Source organism: Phycisphaeraceae bacterium, assembly GCA_019636735.1.
Taxonomy (GTDB): domain Bacteria; phylum Planctomycetota; class Phycisphaerae; order Phycisphaerales; family SM1A02; genus VGXK01.
In genome coordinates this window covers 109,491-123,362 of record JAHBWY010000001.1, presented here as the reverse complement: position 1 = coordinate 123,362, position 13,872 = coordinate 109,491, and the positions used below count along the sequence as shown (strand labels likewise).

Here is a 13,872-nt window from a genome sequence, read left to right as displayed (position 1 = left end):
GATCGACCCGACCCAGTGCGATCGGGGGGTGGCGGATGGCGGCGGGTCGCCACCGTGACCGCTTCGACTGGTCTTGTGGCGACTGCGATGAAGGCTCTGCGCGGGGTGAAGAGCCTGGTTCTTGCCACTCCCGCCATGATGGTCAGCCTGATCGTGCTCGTCATGTTCGGCATGGTCGGCATGGTCGGCATGCTCGCTTGGTCGAGCCCATCGACCGCGAGCGCGCAGACCGTGGCGATCGGCGGCGGGTCGGGTGGCGGGAACGCTGCCATTGTCTATCGCAAAGCCTTCGAGGTCCTCGGCGTCAACAGTCCTCATCCACTGCTCACCCAGGATGAGTTGACCGAGCTCGAACAGATCACAGCGCAGGGCCGCATCTCACCCATCGACATCGATCGGGCGCGGGAATTGCTCGCCAAGGCCCAGCCGTTCCTTGAAGCCATTGCTCCCGCCGGGTCGATCCGCCGATCGGACTTTGAGCTCGACCGCGCGGCGGGTATCGAGATGTTGCTTCCGCACCTCGGGCCGATGCGCACCGCCGCGAGGCTTCTGCAGGGACAGGCCGCGCTCGCACTTCACGATGGCGACTGGGAGATGGCCCTTGGACTTCAGCGCTCTCTCTCGGCACTCGGTCCGCATGCCGGCCAAGATGGCGCGATCGTCTCATCCATGGCTGGGTCTGCCATGGGGCGCCTGGCCATGGGCCCCCTCGATGTCATGCTCGATGACGGCTCCCTGACGCAGGATCGCGCGAAGGCGCTGTCGGAGGTGCTGCGCGGACTCAAGGGCAACGATCCCTTCGACTTCAGTAAGGCGTCGCGAGGTGAGTTTCAGATCCTCGCCGCAACCATCGGGTCGAAGACTCCCGCCGAGGTTGCGGCAATGCTGCGCCGCTTGGACCTCGACCCCGGCGCGATCGGAACGCTCACTCGGCGCGAGCTCTCGGGCGAACTGGCTCGCGCGGGAGAGCTTCACCGCCGTGCGGCGGACGCCTTCGCCAGCAATGACCCTGTGGCCGCGCGGCGTGCCATGGCGGAGATCGAACAGGAAGTCGAGCGGAGCACGCTTTTCGCCGCACTCATGCCGAGCTTCGCCAAGGCGCTCGAACACAAGATTCAGGCGAACGAAGAGATCGAGCAGCGCCTCGAGCGGATCGACGCCATTGCCAAGGGCGAGAAGCAGGCGATCGAAGTCGCGAATGCGTCGACCTGGCTCCGGCGCGCTGCGGCCTTGGCGGCGTCGCTGCCCGACGAGGGACAGGACTCGATCGAGCTGGTCCGTTTCCTCGGTCGCGATACCGACCCCGTGCTGCGGGAGCGGGCCGAGCGCCTCTTCCTGGGAGCGGGTCGCGGCATTCGCATGTCCCTCGAGCGCGGCGTGGCATGTGGTCTCGTCGACCTCGACACTCCCAATGACGGCGACTTCGGGCTCTCGATGGGTTGGCTGCCGGGCCTTCGCGCCGCGTGCCGTGTGATGCTGGCCGAAGCAACGCTGCTTGAAACCACCGCCGCCGCGGAGCGCGCGGCGCTGGTGCTTGGCGTCGCGCGCGTTCTGATGCGCGACCCCTCGGTCACGCGCTCGCTGACGGCACGGTCGATCATCGAAGAGACGAAGCCACTGCTTGAGCGACTGGTCTCCGACACGGCGCTGTCGAGCGAGGAGCGCCGGACGCTTGCGCTCCTGCTGCGCGAACTGGCTGCCTCCGAAGGCTTCCGCATGTCAAAGGGCCTCGAAGCCGATCGCGATCGCCTGGCGACCGGCGCTCCCTACCTGCGAGTGATTGACCCGCAGCGCCGCACTCAGTTGGTCCGCCGTGGCGCCGACTTCGCGCTCTTCCTGCAGGTCGCACTGGCCCCCGAGGATGCGTGGGTGCCGCGTTCGACGGACGCTGCCGCCCCCTCTGCTGAAGAAGCCGCCTCGATCGTGCTCCCGCAGGGCATTCTCGTGCGCAGCGATGACCTGCTCCCGCCTGGCCCGGTTGCCGAAGCGCGCCGCCAGCGCGAGGTGATTGCGGCGCTTCCATTCTTCAGGACCCACGGGCTTGCAGTCGGGGACAAGGAGCGGGAGGCGCGGCAGCCGTTCCGCGGAGTGACGGCCGTCCCGGTGCGCACCTATGGCACCGATCTGGCCCAGGCCGCGGAGACCGCGTCGTCGCTCTCTGACCTCGCATCGCGGCTTGAGCGCTGATCGTGGGGATGAACGCGAGCGCCCGACGGAGCGCCGCGCTTCAGCCTGCAGGACATCGTCTCAGCGAATGAAGCGAAGGCGGCCGAAGTTCGGCGCCAGTGCCGGCAGTCGATTGAGCGCATCGTCGGCCGTCGGACCATCAATGCCTGAGGCGAGCCTGCCCGTGGCGGGGAAGTAGACGCACCACGCCTTGCCCACCAGAAGCGATCGCGGCACCACGAAGGGCGCATCGAACCCGAACTCGCGCGAGAGAATCGGATGGGGGCGTCCCCAGACGCGACCGTCGCGGCTTGCCGCGCTGTTGTCGCCGAGCATCAGGAAGTGATCCGCGGCAAGTTGCTCAGGCTTCGCGATGTTCGAACCAAAGCCATGCCCCGAAATGATCGGACCATTCGATGGCACCTGATTGTGCGGGCTCTGGAAGGCAGGCTGGTAGTAGAGATCCCGATCGACGCGCACGCGGTGCAGCGTGACGGGGCTGCCGGCGAACTCCCAACGCAGCTCGGCAATGCCCTGGGGTTGAGCCGCGACCGGATCGACCCGGTAGCGCTCGACCGGCACATGCGCCAACTCGAGGCGCTTGAGCGGTGAGCCGAGGTCGTACTCAAGCGTCGCGATCTCCCGATCGTTCACGAACAGGCGAAGCGCCTCATCTACATGCCACATGTCGAGTCGCACGAAGCGATCTCTGAGAGACCACGCCGTTTCACTTCGGGCGACCTCGCGACCATCCTCATGACGCACCACGAGGAGCTCCACGCGCCGGGCATTGATGTCAACGATGAACCGATGCTGACGGGTCCTGAGGAGCAGGCGCGTGGAAAAGGCCGAAGGGTCATCAACTTCCAGCGCCGCGGCCACTCGAATGTCGCTGACCGGGTATTCGGGTGTGATGCGCCACGCGTTGTAGGCGTTCCAGTCACTGATCGGCCACACGGCGAGGTCCCATTCGAGCGCTGTTGGCGACGCCGTGGCATGGCGCCACGCGCGATGCCCCACGATCTGCCACGCCGACTGATCCTCGACCGGCTTCCACGGCGGACCCGACCAGGGCTGCCGCCACGATTGCTCGAGCTTCGCGAGGTCTTCGGGCCGCCAGTCACTGTCATAGACCGGCTGCCAGACGGCGCGCTGGACCATTTCGGGCTTGCGCGCGATGCGCAGGGCGTCGGTCGCGGCGTTGGGCGGCCCCACAAAGACATCGCCGTCGACGATCAGGAGTGACTCGTTCGGCATGCCGACCAGGCGCTTGATGTAGTTCTGCGTTTCACCCACCGGGTCGGGCGGGTTCTTGAAGACCACCACATCCCAGCGCTGCGGTGCCATGAAGGGCCAGAGATACTTGAGAACCAGCACGCGGTCGCCCACCGCGGCGCGCGCCACCAATTGCTCCCGCGGCACGAGCTCCACGGGAATGCGCCGCGACACCATGGGATCGATGAGCGGCTGGCGCGGTCGCCCGTCGAGGGCCATGCTGTCGGCGACATACTCGTAACCCGTCACGGGGCTGCGCACGAGCACATGCGCGCCGAGCAGCGTCGGCCCCATGCTGCCGGTCGGAATCATGAACCCTTCGAGCACGAAGCCGCGGAAGGTCATCGCCACCACGAAGGCGACCAGCAGTGACTGGAAGGTGTCGATCAGATCCGTCCGTCGCGGCGGATCGGCGGGCTCGCGCATGGGTTGATGCTACTCGCTTCCCCCAGGCACATCGCCGCCGTTGGATGGCGGCGCCGGTCCATCTGGCGGCGATGCCCCACCGCCATCACCGGCATTCGATCCGCGCCCCTTGCGCCGACGACGACGGCGACGCTTCTTCTCTCGCGCGGCGGGGTCGGCCGCCAGGCGCTCGACCTCAGCGGGATCCATGCCTCGGAACGGATCGGGCTCCCCGCCCTGTTCGAGCGCGTCCCCAGCGGTCGGCGCAGTGGGTCCGCGCGGCGGCCCCTCGCCTCGATCTCGCGCTGGTTGCGCCTCGCGCGCGTCGCGAGCCGACGGCTCCCGCCCGCGAGCGTTGTTGCCACGAGCCTCGCGCGATTGATGCTCTCTCTCGCGCGGCTCCCTGCCTCGCCCATCCCTTGACCTCGGTGCCGATGGTGTTGGCGCAGGTGGCGTTGCCGGCGCCGCGGCGCCAGGCGGTGGCGGTTCGGAGAGCTCTTCAACGGGCACGGCAATCTCGCGGCCGTCGGCCTCGAGTCGCACCAGAACGAGTTGCACCAGGATCTTCGAGTCAACGACGATGCCCGGACCCTCACTGGTGCCCACTCGAGTCTTGTTCCGGGGCAGTCGCTTCTTGAGCGCGTCGTAGGTCTCATCCTCGTAGCGAAGGCAGCACATGAGACGCCCGCAGCGACCGGAGATCTTGAGCGGATCGAGCGTGGCCTTCTGGACCTTCGCACTCTTCATCGAAATGGGCTTGAGCACCTTCAGGAAGGTCTTGCAGCAGCAGTGCTGTCCGCAGCGCTCGTAGTCGGCCACCAGACGCGCCTCGTCGCGCGCGCCGGTCTGCACCATCTCGATCCTCGCCTTGAAGAGACCGGCCAGCTCATGAACCAGCTCGCGGAAGTCGACGCGCTCCTCGCTCGCATAGTGCACCGTGACGGTCTCGCCGCCGAGGATCGGCTCGACCTCGATCACCTTCATGGGCAGGCCGAGTTCCAGCACCCGGCCTCGAATCTCGCGCGTGTGCACTTCGAAGCGGGCGCGGATGCCCGACCAGCGCGAGAGGTCATCGACCGTGGCGACGCGGAGCACACGGCCTTCGCGCGCGAAGGGATACTCGCGACCGCCGGAGTTGGCGATGTAGTCGAGCATCTCCTTCCGCGAGACGCTCTTGGAGCAGCCCGAGTTGCCGCAAGTGGTGGTGAGCATCTCCACCAGCTCAACGCCGCGCGGCGTGCGCGCGACCATCTTCGAGCCGCAGCCGGGCTTTGAATCACCGTCGTAGGGAAACTCCCCCACCATCAGGCGGCGCCCGTAGCGCACCACGATCGAAGTGGGAGGCCGCAGGCGTGCGTAGGTCTCCGCATCGGTCAGCGAGTCACGATGGCTCGGATCGGCGTCGCGTTCGAAGATGGGCAGAGGAACGATGCTCATCGGGACTTCTTCCGGGCCGGCGCCCGCGGGGCGCGTCGGGCGGAGGTGGATGATGGCACACTTCGCGGCGGCGTGTCGTCGCCCCCCCACTCCTCGCGCCGGCGCTCGCTGAAGATGAGGCGCACGGGCACTTCGCTGAAGGGAAGTTCATCGCGCAGGCGATTGGAGAGGTAGCGCGCATACGCCCCCTCGAAGAGCGCCGGCTTGTTCACCACCAGCGCAAGCGTCGGCGGCTTGACGGCGATCTGTGAGACATAGAAGACCTTCGCCTTGGTGCCGAGACTCGAACTCGGTCCGCGCTCCTCGAGGATTCGTCGCACCGCGGCATTCACGCGCCCCGTCGACTCGCGGTGTGACGCCTGCTCGGCGAGATTGAAGCACATGGCGACCAGGTCGCGCAACCCCTGGCCCTTTGCGGCGCTCACGAAGACGATCGGCGCAAAGGCGAGCCCCGGGAGTTCCTGTTCGAGATAGTCAAGGTAGTCGGCGGGCTTGAGCGTGCGCCGCACCAGGTCCCACTTGTTCACCGCGATGACGGTGGGCTTGTACGACTCGGTGAGCTGCATCGCCAGATTCTTCTCGACCTGCGACACCTTCTCGACGGCGTCAAGCAGCAGGATGCAGACATCGGCGCGGCGGATCGACTCCTGGGTCCTGAGATTGGCGTAGTACTCGATGTCGCCATCCCAACTCTTGCGCTTGCGGACGCCAGCCGTGTCGATGGCGAGGAAGACGCGGCCGTCGAACTCGAAGCGGACATCGATGGCGTCGCGCGTGGTGCCGGCGATCTCGCTCACGATGACGCGCGGCTCACCGGCCAGAGCGTTCACCAAGCTGCTCTTCCCCGCATTCCGACGGCCGACAATCGCGACGGCAACCTCGCCGAGTGCGCTCTCGGGCTCCGCGCCATCTTCGGGCGGGGCATCGATCGCCGCCGCTCGGGCCTTGGTTCCGCGGCCCAAGGTGGCGCTGGGCTTCAAGATCGCGGGCGCACCGGGCTTCAGCGCGGCCGCCCCGCCCTTGGTCGCCGCGTCCGATGCGGCACTCTTCGCCGTGGCTCGCTTGCCCCCGGCGACGCCGGACTTCGGCGCGCCAGCCCCTTGTTGCGCCTCGATCGCTTCAACGCGATCGAGAAGGCGCGCCCGCAACTTGGCCAGACCGCGGCCCGACTTCGCGCTCACCGGCATGGGAACGCCAAACCCGAACTTTGCGAGCGCCGCGATCTCCGACTCGACCGAGCCATCGTCGACCTTGTTCGCGACCGCGATGACGCGCTCGACCAGCCGCTCGCGCCGCAGCAACTCCACGATTCGTTCATCAAGCGGCAGCGGGCCGGTGCGCGCGTCGACCACGAAAAGGATCAGGTCCGCGCCGCGCGCGGCGGCAAGAATCTGCGCCTCGATGTCGGGCGTCAGCGCCGTCAGGTCCTGGCCCGCATCATCAAAGCGCTTGCCCTCGGCGACATAGACACCCCAGCCACCCGTGTCGATCAGGTCGACAAAGCGGCCCGTCATGGGGACATGGGCCCCCGACTCGAGCGCCTCCTGCGCATCAAGAGCCGCTTCCTCGGCTCGATTGCGGCGCCCCTTCGCCGCGCGGCGGCGATCTGACGGCTTCACGATCGGCCGCGGCGGCAGGAGCTCGATGGTCGCCATGATCCGGTCGCGCGTGGTGCCCGGCGTCGCATCGACGATGGACATGCGGCGTCCGGCAAGCCTGTTGAAGAGGCTGCTCTTGCCGACATTCGGTCGCCCGAGAATGGCCAGCCGGGGGATCACTCCACCATGCTACGAGCAACGCCCCGCGCCCATCGGGACGAGTTCGCATCAATACGGCACGCGGTCGCTTCTGGCCAGCCAGCGGCACGCAACTTCCCGGGCGGTCTGCCGGAGCTCCTCGCTCACGGCATGCACCGGCAGCACGCGCGCCTCACGCGGCTTCGCCAGCTCTTCATAGAACGCGCGGTCATCGAAGCCGATCGCCGCAATGTCGGCCGCGGAGAGCGCGAAGTGCACGGCATCGATCCGGGCCCAATGGATGGCGCCGAGGCACATCGGACATGGCTCGCCGGTGGTGAAGAGATCGCAACCGGCGAGCGAGAATCGACCGAGACGCGCCGCCGCCGCGCGAATGGCGACCACTTCGCCGTGCGCGGTCGGATCGTTGGAAGAGACGACCTGATTCCATCCCTCGCCGACGATCTCCTCGCCCCGCGCAATCACGCACCCGAACGGGCCGCCATGACCAGCGTCGACTCCATGCGCTGCCAGTTCAACGGCTCGCCGCATCAAGCGCTCGATGCGTGTCTCGTGCGTCAAGCCCGACATGCTCGAAGCGTAGCGTGCGGGGTCGACGCGCCACAGGTTCAGGTCCGATGGTTCGCGGGGTCGACGCGCCGGGTTCAGGTCCGACGGTTCGCGGGGTCGACGCGCCGGGTTCAGGTCCGATGGTTCGCAGGGTCGACGCGCCGGGTTCTGGTCCGATGGTTCGCAGAGTCGACGCGCCGGGTTCAGGTCCGACGGTTCGTGGGTTCATGCGCGATGACGGCGCCGGCACAGGTGCAGGTCGATCGCCAGCGCGCCGGCCGCTCCGTGCACCGCGAGTCAGAGATCGCTCCCGGGTGGGCGCTCCTCCGGCATGAGCGGAACACCCCTCAACCAGCCGGGGGTGACGCGCTCAACCCAGCGGGGCACGGGCCGACGCTTCTCGGTGTTGATGATGGCGGTGGCGGTCGCGCCCATGCGATAGGGCGCATCGGGGTTGAAGGGTTCGAGAATGATGCGCACCGGGAAGCGCTGCGCGAGGCGCACCCAGTCGAGCGTCGGGTCTGGCGCGGGAACCAATCCCGACTCGCGGGTCCACGACGGTTTCACCGCCCACGCGAGCCCCTGCACCGTGCCCTTGAAGCGGCGGCCAGGGTAGGCCATGAGCCAGACTTCGACCTCCGCGCCCGGCTGCACTCTTTCGATCTCCGTCTCGATGAAATTCGCCACCACGAACCACTGGCTCGTGTCGACCAGCGCGAAGAGCTCATCGCCCGGGTGGACAAAGCGCCCGGGTGAGAGCGCCATGTTCGTCACGAAGCCATCGACGGGCGATCGGATCACGCAGTAGTCAAGATCAAGCTGCGCCCGCTCCACGGCGGCCACCGCCGCGGCGATGCGGACATTCACATCGCCAAGCTGGCCAAGCGCGCTCTCCGCACGCCGCAACTCCGCCACCGCTTCGGCAATCTTCGCCTCTGCGACCCGGAGGTTGCGCCTGGCCTCATCGACCTGATCGGGAGTGACGAACTGGCGGGCAAGCAGCGGTTCGATGCGAGCGAGATACTGGGCGGCGTACTCGCGCTCCGCCTGGCGCGCCTCGATGGTCGCCTGCGCGGCACGAATGAGATCGGCGCTCTCTGCCACTTCGAGCTCGGTTAGCGCGAGCCGCGCCTTCGCGTCAGCGAGCGCGAGTTCAAAGGGCCTTGCATCGATCTCGATGAGCAGGTCGCCCTGCTTCACTTCCTGGTTGTCGACGACCGCGACCCGCGAGACATAGCCGGGCACCCGCGCGGCAACGCCGACCAAGTGTGCCGTGACATTGGCGTCATCGGTCCTTGGTCGCCGGTCGAGCACGACGAACACCATCAGGACCGACCATGCGCACCAGAGCAGAATGGCCCCGCCGACCAGCGCCCCGGCGCTGCGACGCACGACGCCCGCCCGTCGCGGCGCAGCGGTTGGTGTGGTCGAGGCTTGTGCCGGCGGAGCCATGGGCGCCTATCGAGCAAAGAAGAGAAGCCAGAGGGTGCAGGTGCACGCCAGATAGAGGGCGGAATACATAAGAAGGCGTGGTCCGATGTGCGGCTCGATGCCGACCCGCGCAATCACCTCTCGAATGAGGACTGCCGCGATCAACCCGCCGACCATGCAGAGGAGCCACGCGGGGAAGAACGCGCCGGAAATCGAGAAGATCGGGTCGCAGCCTGCAAGCCACGGCGCCATCAGCGCCACCGCGAGCGCCGCTCGCCGAGCACGCATGTTCGCAAGCGAAGGCGCCATCACGGCGAGGCAGTCTACGGCTTCGCGCGAGTCGAGCACTCGGCCGCCTCGCTGCGGCAGCATGCCCGACGGAGCGAACAGCCATCGCCCGCACCGTCCTCCGCGTCTCCGACCGCGCCGGTTCTTCAGCCGCACCGCCCTCCGCGCCTTCGACCGCGCCGTATCGCCTCTCCGACCACGCCGTATGATGCAGGCCATGCGTCCGATGCGTGGTGGCTCGGTTCGTGCGCTGGTGCTCCTGATCCTGCTCGCTGGAGTGCACACGGCCTGCGAGTCGCGGAGACTGTTCGATCCCGACACGCTCTACACCAGTCCCGATCCGGCGCAACCGTGGCGGCCGTCATCGGCTCTCGCCGGCGCCGGCGATTCGACCCGGGAGCCCGGATGGTTGAGGCGTCGAACCGGGACAGAGTTCGTGGCCGCACCGTCGGCCATTGCCGCACCGCGTCAGGCGCAGCGCTCGGATGACTCCGAGGGCAACGAGACAGGGCGTGGTGCCGGGGAGCATGGCGCCACCCTGGCCGAGTTGGTCGACTATGCGCTGGCGAACAACCCTGCCACGCGGGCCGCGTGGGAGCGCGCCCGGGGCGCGGAGGCTCGCATGGGCATGGTGGAGAGTCGCTACTTCCCGCAGTTGAACGCGGTGGGCATAGGCGGGCAGCTTCAAAATTCATCGGCCAGCACCGAGGGCCAGGAGATCATTCGAGGCCCGATCGTTGGCGGGGCGCTTGAGCTCACCTGGGTGCTCCTCGACTTCGGTCGTCGCGATGCCGCGAGCGCCGCCGCCGCGCATGCGCTCGTGTCGGCGAACTTCGAGTTCAATCGGACCATCCAGACCATCGTCTACAAGGTCCAGAAGGCGTACTTCGATCTCGACGCCAAGCTTGCGCTCGAAGAGACCGCTCGACAGAATCTAGAAACTGCCGTCACTCAATCCGAGGCGGTGGAGGAGCGTCTCAAGGTGGGGCTGGCCACGCTCCCCGATCACCTGCAATCCAAACAGCGCGTCTCGAGAGCGCGCTTCGACCTTGAAGCAGCGCGAAGTGATTCGATCAGCGCCCGCGCCGTGCTTGCCCGCGAGATCGGCCTCCCGGCGGAAGCGTGGATCACGATCGAGCCCCTGCGGGATCTTCCGATTCCCGCCGGTCTCGATGTCGGCGTGGATCAACTCGTGGAGGAGTCGATGTTCACCAGGCCCGATGTCCGCGCCAAGCTGGCCCGCGTTCGCCAGGCCGACGCACGCGTGCGAGAGGCCGAGGCGGCCTTCGCACCGACCATCTCGTTCGCAGGCATGGTCGGCGGCGCCTATCGCGACTACAGCGTTTCGACGCAGCCCGGCGCGCCGTTCCCACCGCTCGATCGGCGCTACACGGCGGGGCTGCCCGACTACTTCCTTGGCCTTCGAGCATCGTGGCTGCTGTTTGACGGCTTCGAGCGGGACTTCGCCCTGCGCCTTGCCAACGCCGAGCGGCGCGCAGCTACCGCTGAACTGGAGTCGCTTCGCCTCGAGATTTCCAGCGAGGTGTGGGCGTCGTACTTCGAGCTTCGCGCGGCACGCGTGCAGCTTCAGTTCGGTGAGGCGCTCCTGACGGCTTCGCAGGAGGCCTACGACTCCGTGTTTCAGAGTTATGTTCAGGGTCTTCGAACGGTAACGGACCTGCTCCAGGCGGAGTCGGACCTCTTTACGGCCCGCTCAACACTGGTGAGAGCCCGCGCCGACCTGCTCGCTGCGGGAGTTCGCCTCTCGTATGCGCTTGGCGACGACCCCCGGACGCCTCGGTGAGGCGTTGCGGAGGGGTCGCGGGTCACTGACCCCCTGATCGGTGGTGGTTCCGAGCGCCCGCGGGGCAGCCCCGGGGGTCGCCGAGCCCGCCAATTCACGACTCTGCTGTTGTGCACGCAATGGTCTGGCCGTAGGCTTGGTCCTGCTGAGAGCAGCCAGTCGGTTCAAGTGTTCTCGGCGCTTCCGTGTTTGTCCATCAAGTTTCCGGATTGTGACCTGTGTTCGTGAGACTCGGCTCGGTGCGCGTCGGTGCGCATCGGTCGATCGTCAATCGCTGAGACTGGGGCGGCAATCCGGAAGGAGAGCTCCATGCGACGAATCATGCAACGCCTCGTGCACGGGTCGGCGATCGGTATCCGCCTGATGGCCGCTCTTGTGGTGGCCTGCTCGTTGAACGGCATCGCCAATGCAGCCCATCCTGGCGTGGCCGCGACGACCATGATCGACGGAGTGGTCCTCTTCTCCGATGGCACGCCCGCGAAGGATGCGGTGATCGTCTCGGCTGTCGGCGGCACGGCGGTGAGCCGATCGGACGGTTCGTTCCGACTCCCGCTCGAGACCGATGCCGGTTCGGCCCTCCTGAGCATCGGTGCGGTTGCGACCGTGCACGGAGTCAACCATGTGGGCCACAGCAGAGTCCGATCGACCGGTGGGAGCAGCGGCGGTGTGGTCATCACCCTGGCCGCGAGCGATGGGGCGCAGGCGTGCAGCGAACTCGCGTGGATTCCGACATTCGGTGGAATGCCAGGAGTCAACAATCAGGTCCATGCCCTGGCGACCTTTGACGACGGCAGCGGCCCGGCTCTCTACGCTGGAGGCTGGTTCACATCGACAGGCGGAGTGAGTGCGAATCGCATCGCCAAGTGGAACGGGTCGGAGTGGACGCCCCTTGGGACGGCGGTGAACGACCCGGTCATTGCGCTTGCGAGCTTCGACGACGGAAGCGGCCCCGCTCTCTACGCAGCCGGACATTTCACGATCGCTGGTGGCGTGCCGGTGAACCGAATCGCCAAGTGGAACGGATCCGGGTGGTCGCCCCTCGGGACGGGGGTGAATGGCGTGGTTCATGCCCTGACGACATTCGACGATGGCAGCGGCCCGGCTCTGTACGCAGGCGGGGAGTTCACCACTGCAGGCGGCGTGGCTGCGAGCCGAATCGCCCGGTGGAACGGATCAGCATGGTCGCCCCTCGGAACAGGAGTGGGTGGCGTGGTCAATGCCCTGACGACATTCGACGATGGCAGCGGCCCCGCCCTCTACGCAGGCGGGAGCTTTGGGACCGCAGGCGGCGTGACGGTGAACCGGATCGCCAGGTGGAACGGATCCGTGTGGTCGCCTCTTGGGACGGGGATGAACTTCACGGTTCGTGCCCTGACGACCTTCGACGACGGTAGCGGAAACGCCCTCTACGCAGGTGGGGGTTTCGGGACCGCGGGCGGCGTGACGGTGAACCGGATCGCCAAGTGGAATGGGTCCGCGTGGTCGCCGCTCGCGACTGGGGTGGACCACACGGTCCTTGCCCTGACAACCTTCGACGACGGCAGCGGTGCAGCTCTCTACGCAGGCGGGTACTTCACATCGGCGGGCGGTGTGAGTGCGAATCGCATCGCCAAGTGGAACGGATCCGCGTGGATACCACTCGGGACCGGACTCAACGGCGGGGTCACTGCCCTGACGACCTTCGACGATGGCAGCGGACCGGCTCTCTACGCGGGCGGGTACTTCACATCGGCGGGCGGTGTGGCCGCGAGTCGCATCGCCAGGTGGAACGGATCTGCGTGGATGCCACTCGGGACGGGACTCAACGGCGGGGTCACTGCCCTGACGACTTTCGACGACGGCAGCGGCCCCGCCCTCTACGCAGGCGGGCTATTCAACACCGCAGGCGGTGTGAGTGCGAGCAGCATCGCCAGATGGAACGGATCGGCTTGGATGGCGGTCGGAACGGGGATGAACAACACGGTTCGTACCTTGACGACCTTCGACGACGGCAACGGGCTCGCTCTCTACGCAGGAGGTGTCTTCACGACCGCCGGTGGCGCCACTGCGAACAGCATCGCCAGATGGAACGGATCGGCGTGGTCGCCCTTGGGAACGGGGATGAGCAGCGGGGTCTTTGCCCTGGCGACTTTCGACGACGGAAGTGGTCCCGCCCTCTACGCAGGCGGACAATTCACGATCGCTGGTGGCGTCGTGGTGAACCGAATCGCCAAATGGAACGGGTCGGCCTGGTCGCCCCTCGGGACAGGCATGAGCGGCCCTGTCTCGGTCTTGGCAGCCTTCGACGACGGCAGCGGCCCCGCCCTGTACGCAGGCGGGGATTTCGCCACCGCAGGCGGTCTGAGTGCGAACAGCATCGCCAGATGGAACGGGTCGGTGTGGTCGCCTCTCGGGACGGGCATGAACAGCACGGTCCATGCCCTGACGACTTTCGACGATGGCAGCGGCCCCGCCCTGTACGCAGGTGGGGACTTCACCACATCACCGTCCGGAGATAGCGTCATCGCGAAGTGGGGATGCGTCGACTTCGGTCCGCCGCCATGCACGCTTGCAGACCTGAACTGCGACGGCACGGTCGATGGCGCGGACCTCGCGATGCTGCTTGGTCAGTGGGGGCTCTGTGTCGGATGTCCGGCAGATCTCAATGGCGATGATGTGATTGACGGAGCCGATCTGGCCATGCTGCTTGCGAACTGGGGATAGCCCGCCTACACCGAAGGATGATTGCATCAATCACCGCTTCACTGCGGGTCGAGGAAT

General features: G+C 67.1%; 9 protein-coding genes. 3 read left to right on the top strand and 6 right to left on the bottom strand.

Going from position 1 to position 13,872, the window contains the following annotated elements; genetic code table 11:
• Window positions 1-54: 54 nt before the first annotated feature.
• On the top strand, window positions 55-2,187 hold the full coding sequence (locus KF724_00475) for a hypothetical protein (GenBank protein MBX3354155.1): 2,133 nt from the start codon (window positions 55-57) through the stop codon (window positions 2,185-2,187).
• Window positions 2,188-2,247: 60 nt separating this feature from the next.
• Here the strand turns inward: KF724_00475 and KF724_00470 are convergent, their stop codons facing one another.
• The 6 genes from KF724_00470 to KF724_00445 all read right to left on the bottom strand — a co-directional run bounded on the left by KF724_00470 (window position 2,248) and on the right by KF724_00445 (window position 9,392).
• The gene (locus KF724_00470) at window positions 2,248-3,867 is read right to left on the bottom strand and encodes a hypothetical protein (protein MBX3354154.1); all 1,620 of its coding nucleotides are present in this window, start codon (window positions 3,865-3,867) and stop codon (window positions 2,248-2,250) included.
• 9 nt (window positions 3,868-3,876) lie between these two features.
• On the bottom strand, window positions 3,877-5,283 hold the full coding sequence (locus KF724_00465) for a hypothetical protein (protein MBX3354153.1): 1,407 nt from the start codon (window positions 5,281-5,283) through the stop codon (window positions 3,877-3,879).
• Window positions 5,280-7,061, bottom strand: coding sequence for a ribosome biogenesis GTPase Der (der, locus tag KF724_00460; protein MBX3354152.1), 1,782 nt, complete (start codon window positions 7,059-7,061; stop codon window positions 5,280-5,282). The genes KF724_00465 and der overlap by 4 nt, the downstream gene beginning before the upstream one ends.
• Before the next feature lie 48 nt (window positions 7,062-7,109).
• Entirely contained in the window at window positions 7,110-7,571 is a 462-nt protein-coding gene (locus KF724_00455) for a nucleoside deaminase (GenBank protein MBX3354151.1), read from the bottom strand.
• Window positions 7,572-7,886: 315 nt separating this feature from the next.
• Window positions 7,887-9,041: an efflux RND transporter periplasmic adaptor subunit gene (locus KF724_00450; GenBank protein MBX3354150.1), complete on the bottom strand. Its 1,155-nt coding sequence runs from the start codon at window positions 9,039-9,041 to the stop codon at window positions 7,887-7,889.
• 6 nt (window positions 9,042-9,047) lie between these two features.
• The gene (locus KF724_00445; protein ID MBX3354149.1) at window positions 9,048-9,392 is read right to left on the bottom strand and encodes a DUF1656 domain-containing protein; all 345 of its coding nucleotides are present in this window, start codon (window positions 9,390-9,392) and stop codon (window positions 9,048-9,050) included.
• Window positions 9,393-9,525: 133 nt separating this feature from the next.
• On the opposite strand from KF724_00445, the gene KF724_00440 reads away from it, so the two are divergent.
• Together KF724_00440 and KF724_00435 are read left to right on the top strand one after the other, a co-directional pair.
• Complete coding sequence (locus KF724_00440) at window positions 9,526-11,112, top strand: TolC family protein (GenBank protein MBX3354148.1); 1,587 nt, start codon at window positions 9,526-9,528, stop codon at window positions 11,110-11,112.
• Between the two features lie 309 nt (window positions 11,113-11,421).
• Window positions 11,422-13,815 carry a hypothetical protein gene (locus tag KF724_00435; protein MBX3354147.1) on the top strand — a complete coding sequence of 798 codons (2,394 nt, stop codon included), beginning with the start codon at window positions 11,422-11,424 and terminating at the stop codon, window positions 13,813-13,815.
• The last annotated feature ends 57 nt before the right edge of the window (window positions 13,816-13,872 follow it).